This is a genomic window from Paraburkholderia sp. JHI869, from assembly GCF_038900775.1.
Classification (GTDB): Bacteria; Pseudomonadota; Gammaproteobacteria; order Burkholderiales; family Burkholderiaceae; genus Paraburkholderia.
In genome coordinates this window covers 239,110-256,522 of sequence record NZ_JAYMSC010000005.1, presented here as the reverse complement: position 1 = coordinate 256,522, position 17,413 = coordinate 239,110, and the positions used below count along the sequence as shown (strand labels likewise).

Annotated in this window: 18 protein-coding genes; 13 read left to right on the top strand and 5 right to left on the bottom strand. The window is 59.5% G+C overall.

The window, feature by feature from the left end:
• The first annotated feature begins 16 nt into the window (after positions 1–16).
• From VSR72_RS12300 to VSR72_RS12265, 8 genes are all read left to right on the top strand, one after another.
• The gene (locus VSR72_RS12300) at positions 17–1,747 is read left to right on the top strand and encodes a copper resistance system multicopper oxidase (protein ID WP_342952640.1); all 1,731 of its coding nucleotides are present in this window, start codon (positions 17–19) and stop codon (positions 1,745–1,747) included.
• Positions 1,744–2,799: a copper resistance protein B gene (locus tag VSR72_RS12295; protein WP_342952639.1), complete on the top strand. Its 1,056-nt coding sequence runs from the start codon at positions 1,744–1,746 to the stop codon at positions 2,797–2,799. The genes VSR72_RS12300 and VSR72_RS12295 overlap by 4 nt, the downstream gene beginning before the upstream one ends.
• 84 nt (positions 2,800–2,883) lie before the next feature.
• Positions 2,884–3,141 carry a heavy-metal-associated domain-containing protein gene (locus tag VSR72_RS12290; protein ID WP_342952638.1) on the top strand — a complete coding sequence of 86 codons (258 nt, stop codon included), beginning with the start codon at positions 2,884–2,886 and terminating at the stop codon, positions 3,139–3,141.
• Positions 3,142–3,220: 79 nt separating this feature from the next.
• Complete coding sequence (gene tehA, locus VSR72_RS12285) at positions 3,221–4,171, top strand: dicarboxylate transporter/tellurite-resistance protein TehA (RefSeq protein WP_342952726.1); 951 nt, start codon at positions 3,221–3,223, stop codon at positions 4,169–4,171.
• A gap of 607 nt (positions 4,172–4,778) precedes the next feature.
• Positions 4,779–5,060, top strand: a complete 282-nt coding sequence (locus VSR72_RS12280) for a hypothetical protein (RefSeq protein WP_342952637.1) — start codon at positions 4,779–4,781, stop codon at positions 5,058–5,060.
• Between the two features lie 65 nt (positions 5,061–5,125).
• Positions 5,126–5,470, top strand: a complete 345-nt coding sequence (locus VSR72_RS12275) for a carboxymuconolactone decarboxylase family protein (RefSeq protein ID WP_342952636.1) — start codon at positions 5,126–5,128, stop codon at positions 5,468–5,470.
• A gap of 76 nt (positions 5,471–5,546) precedes the next feature.
• The gene (locus tag VSR72_RS12270) at positions 5,547–6,221 is read left to right on the top strand and encodes a cupin domain-containing protein (protein ID WP_342952635.1); all 675 of its coding nucleotides are present in this window, start codon (positions 5,547–5,549) and stop codon (positions 6,219–6,221) included.
• A gap of 782 nt (positions 6,222–7,003) precedes the next feature.
• Positions 7,004–8,026: an alcohol dehydrogenase gene (locus VSR72_RS12265; RefSeq protein WP_342952634.1), complete on the top strand. Its 1,023-nt coding sequence runs from the start codon at positions 7,004–7,006 to the stop codon at positions 8,024–8,026.
• 755 nt (positions 8,027–8,781) lie between these two features.
• On the opposite strand, the gene gcvA is transcribed toward VSR72_RS12265, so the two are convergent.
• From gcvA to VSR72_RS12240, 5 genes are all read right to left on the bottom strand, one after another.
• Positions 8,782–9,699, bottom strand: coding sequence for a transcriptional regulator GcvA (gene gcvA, locus VSR72_RS12260; protein ID WP_342952633.1), 918 nt, complete (start codon positions 9,697–9,699; stop codon positions 8,782–8,784).
• Positions 9,700–9,997: 298 nt separating this feature from the next.
• On the bottom strand, positions 9,998–10,945 hold the full coding sequence (locus tag VSR72_RS12255; protein WP_342952632.1) for a LysR family transcriptional regulator: 948 nt from the start codon (positions 10,943–10,945) through the stop codon (positions 9,998–10,000).
• A gap of 667 nt (positions 10,946–11,612) precedes the next feature.
• Positions 11,613–12,059, bottom strand: coding sequence for a DUF3331 domain-containing protein (locus tag VSR72_RS12250; protein WP_342952631.1), 447 nt, complete (start codon positions 12,057–12,059; stop codon positions 11,613–11,615).
• A 98-nt stretch (positions 12,060–12,157) separates the two neighbouring features.
• The gene (locus VSR72_RS12245) at positions 12,158–12,541 is read right to left on the bottom strand and encodes a BON domain-containing protein (protein WP_342952630.1); all 384 of its coding nucleotides are present in this window, start codon (positions 12,539–12,541) and stop codon (positions 12,158–12,160) included.
• Between the two features lie 208 nt (positions 12,542–12,749).
• Complete coding sequence (locus VSR72_RS12240; RefSeq protein WP_342952629.1) at positions 12,750–13,007, bottom strand: heavy-metal-associated domain-containing protein; 258 nt, start codon at positions 13,005–13,007, stop codon at positions 12,750–12,752.
• 307 nt (positions 13,008–13,314) lie between these two features.
• Here VSR72_RS12240 and VSR72_RS12235 point away from each other — a divergent pair, with 307 nt between their 5' ends.
• From VSR72_RS12235 to VSR72_RS12215, 5 genes are all read left to right on the top strand, one after another.
• Positions 13,315–13,701: a DUF305 domain-containing protein gene (locus VSR72_RS12235; protein ID WP_342952725.1), complete on the top strand. Its 387-nt coding sequence runs from the start codon at positions 13,315–13,317 to the stop codon at positions 13,699–13,701.
• An 8-nt stretch (positions 13,702–13,709) separates the two neighbouring features.
• Positions 13,710–15,161 carry a YncE family protein gene (locus VSR72_RS12230; protein WP_342952628.1) on the top strand — a complete coding sequence of 484 codons (1,452 nt, stop codon included), beginning with the start codon at positions 13,710–13,712 and terminating at the stop codon, positions 15,159–15,161.
• A 14-nt stretch (positions 15,162–15,175) separates the two neighbouring features.
• Complete coding sequence (locus tag VSR72_RS12225) at positions 15,176–15,709, top strand: sigma-70 family RNA polymerase sigma factor (RefSeq protein WP_342952627.1); 534 nt, start codon at positions 15,176–15,178, stop codon at positions 15,707–15,709.
• Entirely contained in the window at positions 15,710–16,486 is a 777-nt protein-coding gene (locus tag VSR72_RS12220; RefSeq protein WP_342952626.1) for an anti-sigma factor, read from the top strand.
• Between the two features lie 323 nt (positions 16,487–16,809).
• A complete protein-coding gene (locus VSR72_RS12215) occupies positions 16,810–17,343 on the top strand; it encodes a heme-binding protein (protein ID WP_342952625.1) in 534 nt (177 codons plus the stop codon).
• Positions 17,344–17,413 lie beyond the last annotated feature (70 nt).

The following is a 17,413-nucleotide window of genomic DNA, read 5'->3' as shown; positions in this document are numbered from 1 at the left end:
GATCACGGAGAATTCCATGCAAAGTCGTAATCCACCAACCAGTACGTCGCGGCGGCGCTTCGTTCAGGGCGTGGCCTTGGGCGGTACCGCTGCCACACTTGGCCTGCTCCCGTCCTCACGCACATGGGCGCTGAACAGCCCCGACCAGCCGACCGTGCTGAGCGGTACCGATTTCGCGCTGGATATCGCCGAGACCCCCGTCAACTACACTGGCCATTCACGTCTGGCCACCACCGTCAATGGCAGCCTCCCGGGGCCTACGCTGCGCTGGAAGGAGGGGACCACGGTGACGCTGCGCGTGACCAATCGGCTACGCGTGCCGACTTCCATTCATTGGCACGGCATTCTTGTTCCAACCGAGATGGACGGGGTGCCTGGCCTCAGCTTTCCAGGAATCGCGCCGGGCGAGACCTTCGTCTATCGCTTCCCCGTTCGGCAGGCCGGCACCTATTGGTATCACTCGCATTCACGCTTTCAGGAACAAACGGGAGTGTTCGGTCCGCTGGTCATCGAACCGGCTGGGCAAGATCGCATTGCAGTCGAGCGCGACTATGTCGTCATGCTAAACGACTGGTCCGACGATGACCCCGAGCACATCTACGCAACGCTGAAGAAGTCGGGCGACTACTACAACTACGCCATGCCCACAGCGCCGGACTTCTTCCGCGACGTGCGAGAGCACGGGCTGAGTAGTGCTCTGGCGAGGCGCAAGATGTGGGAGCAGATGCGCATGAATCCGACCGACTACAGCGATGTGTCGGGACAGATCTATACCTATCTGACGAACGGACACTCACCGGCCGACAATTGGACGGGAATATTCAAGCCCGGCGAAAAGGTGCGACTGCGCTTTATCAACGGCTCGTCGATGTCGATCTTCGACGTGCGCATTCCGGGCCTGAAGATGACCGTGGTCAGCGCCGACGGACAGGACGTAGAGCCAGTGAGCGTGGATGAGTTCCGCATTTCCATTGCTGAAACTTACGACGTGATCGTCCAGCCCGAAGACGACCGCGCCTACACGGTGTTCGCCCAATCGATCGACCGCAGCGGCTACGCGCGCGGCACGCTCGCGCCGCGCCTCGGCATGCAGGCGGACGTCCCGAAAATGGACCCGGTCGGCTGGTTGGACAAGGCAGACATGATGGGCGCGATGATGATGAGCGGGATGCATGGGCAAGGGGGAATGTCGGGGAAACCCGGGATGGGGATGATGGCCACGACGCCGCCTGCGCATCATGCTCGCACCGAATATGGCCCCGGTGTCGACATGCGTGTCGATATGCCACGCATCAATCTCGACGACCCGGGCGCAGGCCTGCGCGGCAACGGCCGCCGCGTCCTCACCTATGCCGATCTGCATACGATCGGCGGGTCTCTGGACCCGCGCGAGCCGAACCGCGAAATCGAACTGCACCTTACCGGCAACATGGAGCGATTCATGTGGTCGTTCGACGGCGTGAAGTATTCGGATGCAAAGCCGGTTCACCTAAGAACCGGGGAGCGCGTGCGCGTCGTGCTTGTCAACGACACCATGATGAATCATCCGCTCCACCTGCATGGCATGTGGAGCGAGCTGGAAAATCAAGCCGGTGGTTTCCAGGTGCGCAAGCACACCATCAACGTGCAGCCTGCGCAACGTATCGCCTATGGTGTGACAGCCGATACGCCGGGACACTGGGCCTACCACTGCCATATGCTCTATCACATGTTTGCGGGCATGTTCCGCGAGGTGGTCGTGTCATGAATAAAACCCGACAAACTACCGCCATGGTCCCGCAACGCTTTCTGTGGCTCGCGGCGGGACTGCTGGCCGCACCGGCCCTGTCCATCGCCCAGGTGGCTCAGCCCCCCGCCGGCGGTTCGATGCCTTCGACGAACGCTTCGTCGCATGATGACAATTCGATGGGCGGCATGCAGATGCCCCCCAAGATGAACTCCATGCAAAACGGCGACGCAGCGCCGCACGACGAGCATTCCATGCCCGGCATGCAGATGCGCCCCATGATGGGCTCCATGCAAAACGGCAACGCTGAGCCGCACGGCAAGAATCCGATGGCCATGCGAATGGGGTCCATGCAGGGCGGCAGCGCACCACCCAACGCGCGCAGCCCTGACTACTCCGAAGGTGTCAGCGCCAGTTCCGAGCCGGGTATGGACATGGACGACGCCGCGTCACTGGGCATGTTGCAATTCGACCAGCTGGAAGCATTCCACGACAAGGACACCAATGGATTGGCGTGGGAAATGCACGGATGGTACGGCAACGACAGCAACAAGCTGTGGGTCCGCAGCGAAGGTGAACGTAGCGGCGGCCACTTTGAAGATGCCGATGTCGAGGCGCTCTGGAGTCATGCGGTCGCGGCTTACTGGGACACAGTGCTCGGGATACGGCTGGACTTCGGCGATGGACCGCCTCGCCAATGGGCCGCATTCGGCGTCCAAGGCGTAGTGCCGTACAACTTCGATATCGAGGCCACCGGCTACGTGGATCCAACAGGGCGAACCGCTGCCCGCGTGCGCGCGGAGTACGACATGCGCTTCACCCAGCGACTGATCCTGCAACCGGACCTCGAGGTCAACGCGTATGGCCGGTCGGATCCTGCCAGGCGCATCGGCGCTGGAATCTCCGACGCCAAGTTCGGATTGCGTTTGCGTTATGAGATTAATCGGCGCGTCGCGCCCTACATCGGGGTCGAGTGGAAGCGCCGCTTCGGCGGCACCGCCGATTTCGCCCGTGACGATCATCAAGCTGTCTTCGATCAACAGTGGGTCGCCGGCATTCGCATTTGGTATTAGTTGCTAAGTGCCTCTTGACATTGAGGCGATGGGAAACCGGATAGTTCCAACGTCTCATCGACAAACCCATTTAGGAGAAATCTCATGATCGCCTTTGAAGTCAATGACATGACGTGCGGCCACTGCGTCAGCTTGATCACGAAAGCGCTGAAGGCCGTGGACAACGATGCCAGGTTCACCGTCGACCTCGCCAGACACCGGGTGACGATCGAATCGACCGACGCGGATCCAAACGAGCTGCGGGATACCATCGCGGATGCCGGTTACACGCCCGTGCGAGTCAAAGACGCGACCGCCAACGCATGCACTCCAGCGAAGAACTGCCGTGGACAAGAGCAATAAGGATTGCTCGCTCACAGCGTCGCCCGCTCGCGATGAACACCATCATTGCGAGACGGCGACGCCGACGACGACACGCCTCATGCAGATATGCCGGACTCACATTCCGGCGTCCCACTTCGGCACAGTCCTGGGCGTCTCCGGGCTCGGACAGGCGTGGCGCATGGCGGCACGGCTATGGGGCCTGCCGCCCACCATTGCCGAAGCGCTTCTGGCCATCGCGGGATTGGTCTGGGCCATACTCGCCATCGGCTACTTGTGGCAAGCCATCCGGAACTTCGAAGCCGTCAAAGCCGAGTTCCTGCATCCTGTTCAGGGCGGCACGCCCGCGTTGTTGGCGGTTTCCACTTTGCTCGTTGCCATGGCAGTCCTTCCATACTCGACTTCCGCTGCGTGGCTTCTGGCCATGAGCGGCATCGCATGGCACGTGGGCTTCTCCCTCTGGCACACAGGCACACTATGGCAAGGCGGGAGGAACTCGGAGGACATGGTGCCGACCCTATACCTGCCGACTGTTGCCGGCAATTTCACCAGCGCAGCGGCTCTCGGTTCGTTAGGGTGCCCGGACTGGGGCTGGCTATTTTTAGGTGCCGGGTTGTTTTCATGGTTAGCCCTCGAGTCGCTGGTGATCCATCGGCTATGGCATTCCACAGCGATACCCGCGCGTCAGCGCCCCTTGATCGGCATTCAGTTCGCCCCGCCTGTCGTTTGCGCCATGGCGTGGCTGGCGTTGTCTCCGGGTAGCACGGACCACTGGCTTCTCATGCTCTGGGGTTACGGACTTTTCCAGTTGCTGCTTGGCCTACGCCTCGGATTGTGGCTCGGCGTGCAGTCCTTTATCCCTGCCTACTGGGCCTATACGTTCGGTATCGCCGCCGCGACAGTCTGCAGCATCAAGCTAGCGCAGTCGGGCGTGCGGTCAGCGCAATTGCTGGCTATACCCATATTTGTCGGCGCCAACCTGTTCATTGGCTACCTTGCGCTACGGACGGTCCGCCTGCTCGTCAAAACGTGGACCTCCCCTCAGCGGTGACCCCTCCCCTGCACGACTGATTCAGCGCCGGCCGGGTCTATCTCCGCTCGCTGGCCCCAAAAGGTTTTGCGCAAGCCTTCGGTGGCAACCGAACACTCGCGCGCTATCCGCGCCACCGCATGTATGCGTGCGGACCGGTGCCTATCTCGTCGCGAAATAAGCACGCAAAGTCTGGCGTTGAACCGTATCCGATTTCCATTGCGGACTGCGCACTCCCCCTGCCAAGCAACTCGATCGCCCTGAATAACCGCATGCGTCGCCGCCGAACCATCGCCACACACGGCACCATTTCTATCCGTCACTACAAGAAAAACATCGTCCAACATGGACTGATAGCGCCCCGCAAATGGCAGATCTACCGGATACAAACTTTTTATTTCTATCTGCGATATTAAATCTCGTTTGCGGGGACGCACAAATCAGCGAAGAATTCATCCACCGACATGCAGCGTCACGGAAAGGAACACACCAGCATCGATTTGATACGAATGGGTATGGATAGTTTCTCGGTACACTGACTTAGTCGGCGTCGTGTTACCGATTCATCACACTGCGATTGCGGAACACGAAGGTCACCTATTGCGCAAACAGGACAGGAGCAAACGAAATGGTCTATCTGCAGATTATTCTCAAGGTCGCAAATGCCAACCGGGCCACAGCCGCGGGCGTCTACGAGAAATACAAGGCCCCCTTCCTCAACACCATCGCCGGCGCGAAGTCAAAGGAACTGCTGGTGCGCGATGAGGACGTGCAGGTACTGCACGGTTTTGATAGTGAAGCGAACGCGACTGCCTACCTGCAGAGCGAGTTGTTCACCGCGGACGTGGTCGGCGGGCTCAAACCGCTGCTCGATGCAGCGCCGGACGTGCGTATTTACGAAGTCGCCTGATCCCGACACAGCAAGGCGCTGCACTCGCACCGAACTTCTTATTGCTTTTGGAGAGGGTACCGGACATGATGAACGACTGGAACGCCTACCGTGCTTCTTTGCTCGCACGCGTCGCTGAGTATGCGGAGCTTAACCCGGACATGATGAAGGGCCTCCACATCATCGAAAGTTCGCCCGCAAAAATTGGCACTCTCGGCCCCAAGATTCACGAACTGATCTCGCTGGCCGTCACGACACGCTGCGACGGTTGCATGTCGGTACATACGAAGAAGGCCGTCGAGCTGGGCGCGACACGCGAGGAAATTGCCGAAGCGCTGAGCGTGGCCATCGCAATGAACGCCGGACCTGCTCTAGTCTACACGGCGCACGTGCTCGAAGCCCACGCACAACTGCTCAATTCGAGTTCGTGAGTCAACTCTGTGCGCGGTCGGCTGCCGATGGCGGGTAAGCCAGCCGCTCATTATCAGCGTTTGTGGTAGGACATCCATGCTTGTAAATGCAGACTTTTCGCGCCCAACCGTTGTCACACCAGACAGTTACGACTGGGTCGCCTCCCCGCAGAGCGGCGTTGAGCGCGTGATACTCGACAGGATTGGCGAGGAGCAAGCGCGGGCGACCAGCATCGTGCGGTATGCAGCCGGTTCACACTTCCCTGGCCATGCGCACCCGCGAGGTGAGGAGATCTTCGTCCTGTCCGGCACGTTCTCCGAGCGCGACGAGCACTATCCGGCCGGCTGGTATCTGCGCAATCCGCCAGGATCCATCCATCAGCCGTCCAGCGCCGACGGCGCGATCATTTTCGTCAAGCTTCGGCAAATGCACCCAGGAGACCACAACCGAGTGCGCATCGACACGCGCGATCCCGCATTCTGGCACCGCCAAGGTCGGCGCGAAGTATGCCCTCTGTTCTCATCGGATACTGAACAAGTTTGTCTGCAACGCTTATCGTCAGGCGAAGCATTATTTGAAGGCCAGATAGACGGTGCCGAATTGCTGGTATTGGCCGGGAATCTAGTGGTCGGGAATCGGTCCTGCGCTCGGGGCAGTTGGGTTCGACTCCCCGTCGGTGAGTATCCCGAGATCGTCTCCGGCCCACAGGGAGCGACCTGCTACCTCAAGACCGGTCACGTGGCTCATTGGGTGACGGAAGCATTGGCATGAGAGCAGCGCGGATCGCCATTATCGGGAGTTGGCTGAGCGATCTGTACGCGGCCCTCCTTCTGGAGCAACAGGGCATCGAAGACTACGTATTGTTGGAGGCCTGCTCGACGTTTGGCGGTCGCATTCTTTCCGTCCCCCCGCCGGAATGGATGAATCAAGCCAAGATGCATCCGACACCTTCGACAACGCCTGGCGCAATACAGCCACGCGGATGCCATCGCACGCAAAATACGTCGTTGTCTACGACGACAAGCCATTCTGGCGTGCTCGGGGACTTTCCGGCGAAGCCCGAAGTGCCTTGGGCCCGCTCGAGGAGATCCACGATGCCTGCATGCCGGGCGGCAGTGCAGCGCTGTTCGGCTTCTTCGGCATTCCCGCACACACACGCAAGCGTGTGCCGGAGCAAGAATTGCTGCTCCCCTGCCGAGCGCAGTTCAAGCGGATGTTTGGCGCAGAGGCTGGCCGATCTAACACGGAGCTGATCAAAGATTGGGCCACCGATCCCTCTGACAGCGACGGCTTTCGACCTCGACGGCACAGCAACACACGGCTCGGCGCCACTGGCGACCGTCGCGTCAGGGCGGTCGCACGGGCGTCTGGCGGGAATCGCCAGCGAATGGTCTGCCCGATTTCCGGGCTATCTGGCGGGCACCATCGATGCCGCAACCATCGATGTACGCGAGGCAATCCAAGCGACCGCAGCGGACGGTTGGGCGTCGGGGTGCAATAGCCTGGCGCCGCAACCACGAATCGTCTACTCCCCTACTCTTTGAGTCACGAACATGAACAGCACATATCGAGCAATGCAGTTGAGCCGGCCTGGAGTCCTTGAACTGGTCGAACGACCGAGACCGACGCCGGGGAACGGCGAGGTTTTGATCGAGGTGGAGGTGTGCGGAATTTGCGGCGCCGACATCGGCCAGATCGATCGAGCCGATCCCACATCGCAGCCGCGCGTACCCGGGCATGAGGTGATCGGACGAATCGCTGCCATCGGGGCGGCAGTACCCGCGATCTGGAAGGTGGGTCAGCGCGTTGGTGTCGGCCGCCTCGGCGGCCACTGCAACGAATGCGACCAATGCCGACGCGGGGAATTTCAGCTTTGTCGGAATCAGCCGGTCGTTGGCGTAACGACCGATGGCGGCTACGCCGAAGTGATGATCGCACGCAGCACCGGCCTGGTTTCGATCCCCGAAGAACTCGACTCTGAGGAGGCCGCGCCGATCTTGTGCGCGGGCCTTGCCACCTTCAATGCACTCAAGAAGTCAGGAGCCGAAGCGGGTGATCTCGTTGCCGTGTTGGGGATCGGCGGACTTGGGCACATGGCGTTGCAATACGCGCGCAAAATGGGCTTCAAGGTGGTGGCCATCGGGCGCGGGCGGGAGATTGTCGACGATGCATTGGCACTGGGGGCGCATGTCTACATCGACACGAATGAAGACAACGCCGCGGCCAAGCTCAAGGAGATGGGAGGCGCGCAAGCTATCGTCACCACGATAGGCCACGCCGCCACCGTATCCGCGTGCATTGGGGGCCTCGCGCCACAGGGCAAATTGATTGTGCTGGGCGTGGGCAAAGATCCGCTACCTATCGCAAGCGGCCAACTGGTCTCCGGAGAAAAGAGCATCGTCGGGTCAATGACAGGCACTCCGTACGAGAACGAAAAAGCGCTGAATTTCAGCGCGCTGACCGACATTCGGCCGATGATCGAAACCATGCCACTGGAAAACGCGCTCGCCGCCTATGAGAAAGTAAAGAGCGGCGATGTCAAGTTCAGGATGGTCTTAGTCATTCGAAAGGAATAAAGCTTACTAGTGGGCACTACCCACGAATCGTCATGCCGACCGCTGAGTCGAGGTTCCAGCCCAGCGGTCGCCGATGTTGCATCGCTTCGCAGCGCTCTTCAGTCAGGACACTCTAGGCCGAACCTATGCCAGTCCTCCAATCCTCCGTCCCCACCGCAGCGCCATTCCCGTCCTCCTACGTTCACGCGAAAAGTAATATCACAAGGCTCACCGTCGCGCAGGCGTTCGCCCGCGCAAACTGGGCGATCATATGATCGACAGGCGCAATCGCCGGGAACGCGCTTTCCCCAAGTCACCCGCTGGCGACACTTTCTATCTTCATTTTTGTGGTGGGGATGGCGGCTTGCTCGCTACCCAGTTGCGCCATTGCACAACACTACGGCTGCCTAACAAGCTTTCTGATCGGCTCAGGATGCGGCATGCTTGCCGGCCTGCCGGCCTGCTGGCCTGCTGGCCTGCTGGCAGCTTTGACGGTGGTAGTAAGCCCGTTCCGGCTCTCTTGAGCAGCAGCCCTATTCGGCGGCGCTTACGCTGCGGTGACCTTGTCCTTCCGCTTCGCGGCCGCGGATTGCGTCCAGTCGGAGCGATGGCCACGTGCGCAATCGTTCGTCATGGCGGACGGCGTATTCGCAGGCGTGATTGGTGCCTCAGCTCGCCACCTAAATCATGAACTTGTGGGCGCCTCATATTTGGCGACGGTACGCCGGCGCGGCATCGTCAGTTGACCGGCTCTACGAGGGCGAGGTAGTGACCGATTACTGTGCCAATGCCGCCTCCTCGATCAACCATTCGCGAAACGCAACAAGCTTCGGCAGAGACACGGACTCTCCTCGGTAAACGATGTAGTAGGCCAGTTCAGAGGTCCACTTCACATTGGGGAACAATTGGACGAGCCGACCGGCGGCCAGGTCGTCGCAGGCCATGACACTCCGCGCTAGCGCTACGCCATAACCGTCCACCGCCGCTTGCAGCACGGCAGCCGAATTGTTGATCCGCATGCCGCGCCTTGCATCGACGCTCTCCGTCCCGGCCCGCCGAAGCCAGTCGCTCCAGGATGCAAATCCCAAGTGACCGTCCACGGACAGATCATGTATTAGCGCTTTGCCGGACAGGTCATTTGGAGCCTTGAGCCTGTCATTCCTGGCGATCCACGCGGGCGAGCAAACGGGAAAGATTTGTTCGTCCATCAACTTCTCGGATACGAGGCCCGACCATGATCCCCGACCATACCGCACACCGATATCAACACCTTGAGCAGTAAAGTCGACCAGCTTGAGACTCGTATCCAGCCGCACGTCGGTCTCGGGCCACCGTTCGTGAAACCGCTCCATCCGCGGCAGCAGCCACTTCGCTGCAAACGCAGGGCTCACCGTGACCGTTAGCACGCCATTTCTGGAACCCTCGCGCAAGCGGCTCAATCCGAGAGCAAGTCGGTCAAACCCTGCTCGCAGATCCGGCAACGCACGTTTGGCCGCGTCGGTCGGAATGAGGCGGGAACGGCCGCTCGTTCCTCGATGAAATAGTGGTGTACCGAGCCACTCTTCGAGTGAGCGAACCAACTGGCCTACTGCCGCCGGCGTCACGTTCAGCTCCGCTGCCGCAGACGAGAAGCTTTGGTGCCGTGCGCTCACTTCAAACGCACGAAGCGCATTGAGATGTACCGGACCCTTCATGGAAAGTTAGACTTCGTCGGGAGTGAAAGGGTAAGCGGCCCGAGGACTATCCTACGGCCCGTCTCTACTGACGTTTCCAAGCGGGACCAATGCATGGTAGTGCTCACAATATTGATGCCCCATCTGCATCGCTTCGCAAACTTCCAAACTTTGTCTCTTCGTAGCCGACGTTGCAGTTTGAATCCTTCGTCACAGGGCATCGCCTTCTGTGGCCCCCAACGATAGTAAGCATTTATGTCAACACATGACGCAAAATCGCCGCAAGGTAAATCGTGATCGACATTCCATGTAGTCATGGTCAGGGCGCCTGCGGTGCGCGGGCAATCGAGTTCAAAGCCTCGACGTCTCGCGAGATCATCTCCGGCACCCGTGCGCGCAGCATCTCAACCCAAGTCCGCACCTTCGCATCGATAAATTTGCGCGATGGATGCAATGCATACACGTTCATCCTTTGCAGAATGTGGTCGGGCAATACCCGCACGAGCGTACCGTCGCGAAGCGCGTCGAGCGCTGAGTACACCGGTAGTATGCCGATCCCGATACCGTCTCGGATCGCGAGCGCAAGTGATTCCGCAGTATTAGTCTGTACTGGTCCCAATACGTGAATCCGATCGACGCCACTGGGCCCTTCCAGCACCCACTCGTGCGTCGGGAATGCGGGCGTACGGAGCGTCAGGCACGCGTGCGCAACGAGATCACGTGGACACACAGGCTCGCTGTGCCGCTTCACGTAGTCCGGCGACGCGCAAAGGATGCTGAAGGTCGAGCCGAGGAAGTGCGACACGAGGTCCGAATCGGGTAGTAACCACGCGGCCACCACGGCCATGTCGCTCGTACCGTCAAACAGGTCGGGCATCTGCTGAGATAGCGACAGTTCGATTGACACGTTCGGATATTGAGTGTGATAGCACGTCAGCGCGGGCAACACATAGTGATGGCCCACACTCGGTAGACTGCGTATGCGCAGCACGCCGGCAGGCCGCTTGTGAGCGCTGCTGGCCTCTTCTTCCGCGTGGTCGATATCGGCGAGGATCTGGCGACAGCGTCGCAGATAGCTCTCACCGGCCGACGTCAGCGCAAGGCGACGGGTGGAGCGATTCATTAACCGCGTACGCAACCGCGCCTCAAGCTCTGTTATCGCGCGTGACATAACACCGGTTGTCGTGTTCATCGATTCAGCGGCTGCCGTGAAGCTGCCAACCTCGATGATACGCACGAACGCCCGCATGTTTTGTAGGGTTTCCATTACAGCAATTTTCCTCTAGCCGACAAGTGCGAACGTCGTTCCCGCTTTGCGGACGGCGAAGACCAGCGCATCGGTAGCAACGCGTACGAGGTCTTCCCGGTGGGCGGGATGCGGCTCGCTGCAGGTCGAATCTTCAACAGGAAGGTTGCCTCTCCGGAATAGAGTCATTGCCGCGACTATGTTCACAGAAGCTCCAACTGATTGGTCCGTCCGCCACCAAGGTGGCTTCATCATTCCCCTCGTTGAAAGATCAAGGGGAATGCATTCAACAATCCTCATCGCATTACAGTGCTGCACCACGTTATTGATGTTGCCACGGCGAGAGAATCAACCCGTGCCTCCAACACCACATCAACGCGAGCACGAGGCCCAACGCAACGGCTTGCCTCCTACCCCGATGGCCTGCGCCTGTCGGGACAGTAGTGACCATGTTTCGGGTTGCCTTACCCGACGCTCCACTTTTCCTCCGCAAAGCCGTTGAGGGATTCATGAGGCAGCTGACTTGCCATCGTGCGTCTTTAGCTCGTTGAGCACCGTCTTCCAGATCCATATCTCAGCCCTCCCGCTGCTCCTCGGCACGAATCTCCGGGACCAGATACAGGACGTTGCCAACCGCACTGTCGTCGCAAACTTCCTCAGCGGTCCACCGAATAACACCACCAGAGTGTCAAGTGCCAGCGATCGCCAAATCCGTCGAGTCTGTAATCGCTTCCGCAAGAATCATCTGATGGAAATTCGGAGGCGCGCGCAATCCGCGTCGTTTACGGGGAAGAAATACTCGGTCGCCGCGATTGATGGCGCGTCCCGTAAGTGCGCAGATCGCGGCGACACGGGCACAAGCGCTGCACCAGATCTGCTCTGTGTATCGACCCACACACGGATCGCTCCATGAAACGCTGATACTGTACGATGACAACTGGGCCACAACCATGATGTTGTAAGGTCGCTTCGCCAAGCTCTGGTCAGCTCCCGCCACGGGCGAACATACGGTGATGCGACGATTCTTGAGTGCTACCACTTGCTTCTTCGCGCCCGCGTTGAGCTGCTCGTCAGACGGATCAAGGACGTTCAACAAAGTGCGCGTCACGATATCTTCTTCCGATAGTGCTGTCATCGATCCATCTCCAGTAGCTTGCGCGGACATAGTGCGAAAAACTGCGAGAATCGCATCCTTGTGCGCGATGGCCTAATCTAGCCACCGCGCCGACGGCCTTAGCCTCCGCCTTGGCGCACCGTCAGCTTGCTGCTAACTGACGTGACGCCTGGCACTTTCTGCGCCGCTTCGACAGCCAAGCCATCCTGCTCCTCACTGGCAATCTCGCCGGACAGCGTCACATGCCCCGTCTTTGCATCACCGAATACGGCGATCGACGCTGCCTCCAGGCCTTTGGTTTTGAAAATCGCTTTCTGAACGGTCCTGGAAAATGCGCGGTTCGCTGCACGAATCGACTTCTTACTCGTGGCGGCCGGCTTGCTTGTCGCGTTTACGGTGTCCGATGCCGCCGCCGGCGCGTCCACAGCAAACGCCGCAGTGTACGTCATGGTAGAAGCAGCGAATGCAAGACCGGTGCTCAGAACCAGTTGCCGAAGTTTCATGATTTGATCCTTTTATTTGATAACCAAAAAACGTTGTTAAGCCAGAAAAGATGAACGACTCCATTGGTCCAGTAAAAGTCGCCAACTTCCTTCGATAAGCACGGCGGGGACCATGCCATCATCAGTGATTAGGAGGCCTTGAGAACCAACCTATATTCATCACATATGTATGAAGCGCTTCGTCTCTGACGTTGCCCCATGGAAAGCCTTATTGCTGCTGCTCACAACAGCTCTTCGCTCGAGTACACGCGTTGATAGTCCCACCCTCGACTAGCACGGGCGTGTAGCCAGCATCCGTAATGGCGTCTCCGAACTTGTTTGGATCAGTATTGGTCGGCTCGATCGTCACCAGATGCCTAGCCAGATCGACTGTGAACTTTGCGTGACTATCCACGAACTTCAGCGCGTTTGTAACCGAGACGACGCAGTGATCGCAGGTCATGTCGTTTACTTCAAAAACAATCACGAGAGTTTCTCCTAATGGGCTTGTCGATAAACCGTTAAAACTGTCCACCTTCCCATCGTGAGAATGTCAAGAGGATCGTTGCCGTTAGAGCCAACGCACTAGACACAAATGCCCACGACCCGCTGCAGATCGAAGACGGCCGACGTGGTGCTGCAGTTGGCTTGTGATTCTGCGAGTCGAATGGAATAAACCCGGCCTTGACGTGTCCACTGAGAGACGGGGATAAACCCCGCTACCCGGAGTAAGGATGACGTGGATCAAAACCCAAACCACCGTAGTGAATCGGTGGTGGGCGTTCCGTTGGCCAATGCTTCTGGTTGCCGCTGCAACGGCAACCGCAGCGAGTGCTTCGACGCCTCAAGAAGCGTTCCGTGCAGAAAACGATGCGGCGATGGACAAGATGATGACTGCGATGGCAGTCAAGCCTTCCGGCGATATCGATCGTGATTTTGCAGCCGTGATGATTCCCCATCACCAAGGCGCCATCGACATGGCCCTCGCGGAGTTGCGCTACGGAAGCAACGAGCAGTTACGGCGTATTGCCCAGGAGATCATTGTGGAACAGCAGCAAGAGATCGCCGCCATGCGATTCGCTTTAGGCCAACAGCTCCCACCTTCCGTACCGGCGCCGACTCAAGTAGGTGCATCCGCGCCTCGGGCCGCTGCGCCCGAACACCAAGATCCCGCCCACTAGGACTTCGCATGCTCAAGAAACTTTTGCTTTCGTCGCTCGTTTCATCCGCACTGTTTTCAACCCTTGCCGTTGCTGGCCAGGTACCCGGCCGAGAGACCGATGCGGATATCCCAATCAGTCATCGAGACCGCATCTATGCGGCCGAGCAATTTTCGAACACCGTGTCGGTGACCGACCCGGCCGACAACCGACTGCTTGGCGTCATCCGCCTGGGCGATCCCTCGCCTAGCAGCTTTAGTCCGCTCTATCACGGCCAGGTTCTCGTTCACGGCCTCGGTTTTTCGCCCGACCATCGAACCCTTGCGGTGGTATCGATCGGATCGAACTCGGTGACATTCATCGACACGGCCACCAACGCGGTAAAGCACACCACCTACCTTGGCCGCGCTCCGCATGAGGCGTTCTTCACACCTGACGGCAAGGAGGTCTGGGTGACCGTTCGGGGCGAAAATTATGTCTCGGTGATCGATGCGGCAACCTTCGAAGAGAAGACCCGCATCACGACAGCCGCCGGCCCAGGGATGCAAATTTTCTCGACCGACGGAAAATACGCTTACGTTTGCTCATCCTTTAACCCCGAGACCGCCATCGTAGAGGTCGCGTCTCACAAGATCATCGCAAAGGTGAAGCAGGACAGCCCGTTCTGCCCGAACATCGCCGCCTCGCCCGACGGCAAGCAGGTTTGGTTCACGCTCAAAGACACCGGAAGGACGACTGTCTTCGACGCGCGGCCCCCGTTTAATGTCATCAAGTCGTTCGAGACCGGCCCCATCACGAACCACGTCAACTTCGCTAAAACGAGCAACGGAACGTTCGCGTACGTGACCGTGGGCGGACTCAACCAGGTGAAGGTCTTCCGCACGGATGATCTCTCCCAGGTTGCGACCATCCCTGTCGGCAACCTCCCGCACGGTGTGTGGCCTTCTGGAGACGGCAGCCGCGTCTACGTCGGCCTTGAGAACGCGGACGCACTCGTCGCGATCGATACGGCGTCGAACACGGTTATTGGCAACGTACCGATCGGTCAAGCGCCGCAAGCCATCGTGTATGTTCCGAATGCAGTGCCTAACGGCGACGGAATGAGCAATCTTCAGGAACCAGGCGTGGCGGGCAAGGTGGCCTCACTTTCGCTGGCCGACGTAGGCGGTAGCCCGACTCGAACCAGCGTTGCGCTGTTCGACCAAGGCTTGTCGCAGGTCATGCAAGCCTCCGTCACGGGTTTGAAACCGAAACAGCCCTACGTCATGGCGCTGGCCAAGAAGGCCGACGGCTCCGGCACCCTGGAACCTTTAGCCAACTTCATGACCAACCCGGCAGGTTCCGCCGTCGTCAACGCAGTGGGTCCGATCCGTCAGGTCGTCCAAGCGGCGACAACTGACACCCGACGATATCTGGTGGTTGCGCCAATCGTTGAGGGCAAACCCGGCGAGCCAGTTCAATTGCAGGTCGCCGCGCAATGATCGGCAGCGCTGGCATGGCTCTCATCGCAGAACTCGAGCCTCTGATTCCGGCGCTGCGGCGCTATGCCAGCGCGATGGTTCGTGAGCGCGATCTTGCCGACGACCTCGTTCAAGATTGCTTGGAGCGTGCCATTAGCAATTGGGATACGCGGCGACGAGCGGAAAACACTCGGCAATGGGTTTTCGCTATCGCTCACAACCTCATCGTCAACAATTTACGCCAGCGTGCGCGGCGTGGGGTACATCTCGATATCGAGGATGTCGACGAAGGCACCTTCGCCATGCCCGCGCCCCAGGAACACCGAATCCGCCACGGCGAACTGATGAAAGCATTGGCGACGCTCACAGAGGATCAGCGCAACGTGATATTGCTGGTGTCCGTGGAGGACCTTACCTACGCGGAAGCCGCCAAGACGCTCAACATCCCGATTGGAACCGTGATGTCCCGTCTAGCCAGAGGAAGGGAGCGCCTTCAAAGTGCACTAGACGGCGACCGAAAGCGGGAGGCACACCCTCAAGGCGAGCCGTTCTTGCGGAGGATGAAGTAAATGGACAAGCTGCCGACACTAGATCCCGTCGTGGAGGAAGACCTCCATGCCTTCGTCGACCATGCGCTTGACCCCGGTCGTCGCAAGGCGGTGCAGGATCATCTGGATCGCGATCCGGTGGCCGCAGCCACCGTCGCGAAGTTCTCTGCTCAGAGGCAACTCTTGCGGTCGGCGCTTGCGCCGATTGCGGATGAACCTATCCCGGAACGGCTGCGATTGCACTCACTGCTCAAGCATCAGCGCGGATCAGGCCCTTCGGTTTGGCGAATGGCCGCTGCAGTTGTACTCGCACTTGCGACCGGGACCGTCGGTGGCTGGCATATGCGCGGGGCACTGATGCCTAACGGTGGTATTGCGGTACTCGCAGGCGAGGCACGCAGCAGCTACATGGCCTATGCAACCGATGCCGCCGAGGACGCCGACAAGGTGGAATTGCTCCGGCTCGTATCGGACAAGCTGCAGCGGCCGGTCGAGATCCCGGACCTGAGCCGAGCAGGCTACCGATTCGTCGGCGGTAGATTGGTCTCAACCGTTCACGGCTCCGCCGCTTTGTTCTTCTACGACAGGGCCGACGGGATACGCATGGCCGTCATGATCAGGCCAATGGTCCGGGAAAAGGAGGCGCCCATGATGGAGCAAACCGCGGGGAACGTCGGAGGGGTCACCTGGGCGACTAGTGGACTTGGCTACAGCGTGGTTGGCGCTGAAGCTCCTCATCTATTGCACCCCATCGCTGACGAGGTACGCAGGCAGGTTCGCTCCAAGCGCGCGACCTAAAGCGAGCAGAGAGGGGCTCAGAACTCATTGCTTCGCACTGAGTCGTCGCACCCAAGGCGAGCTCGTGCAACCGGGAAAGCGTCGTACGCGACGCAGCCCCGGGTCCGCCACGATCGGTTTAAACATTATCTTTCGATGGACACAGAACATCTCGTTTGCGAATAAGCGTTGTAAGTCGAACACTAGCGGGGAATAGGCGAGCTCGCTCGGTCCCGCGCCCACATTTAGCGACAACAGAATCGGCGACGGCGAAGGAGTCATTTCCACGTCCGACTCGCACTGCGAGAGTGCCGGATTGGCCAACGTTCCTCATGAGAAAACAGATGCTAAAAACGAAAAATACGATTGCGCTCGGCGCGATCGCGGTCGCAAGCCTCACTTCGCTATCGACGGCACACGCCCAAGTTTCGACCAGTGGCTACGTCCTGCCAATGAACCTCGCATTGGACGCGGCGCTCGAAGCGGTGCAAACGTGCAGCGCAAAGGGCTATGCCGTGACAGCAACTGTGGTCGACGTAGCCGGAACTCCGCAAGCCGTCTTGCGGGGCGACCACGCGGCGATCCATACGAAGGATTCCTCTTATCGAAAGGCGTATACCGCCACTTCGATGGGGGCAGTTTTCCAATTCGAGCGCACGAGTCAGTTCCTGGATCTACTCACCTCGAAATTCCCGCCTCTTGCTGCGCAGTCCTTGGCATCCACACCGAATGTCTCGACGTTGCCGGGCGGCGTCGCCATCAGGGTCGGCGATGAGATCGTTGCCGGCATTGGTGTGGGCGGTTCACCAGGAGGGGACAAAGACGAAACCTGCGCGCTGGCGGGGGTAGCAAAGATCAAAGACGAGCTACCGCGCTAGATCGACACGACACGGGCCGCCCCCGAGCGAATCGACAGCCTACATCGATCTGCGTCCGGGGGACGTACCC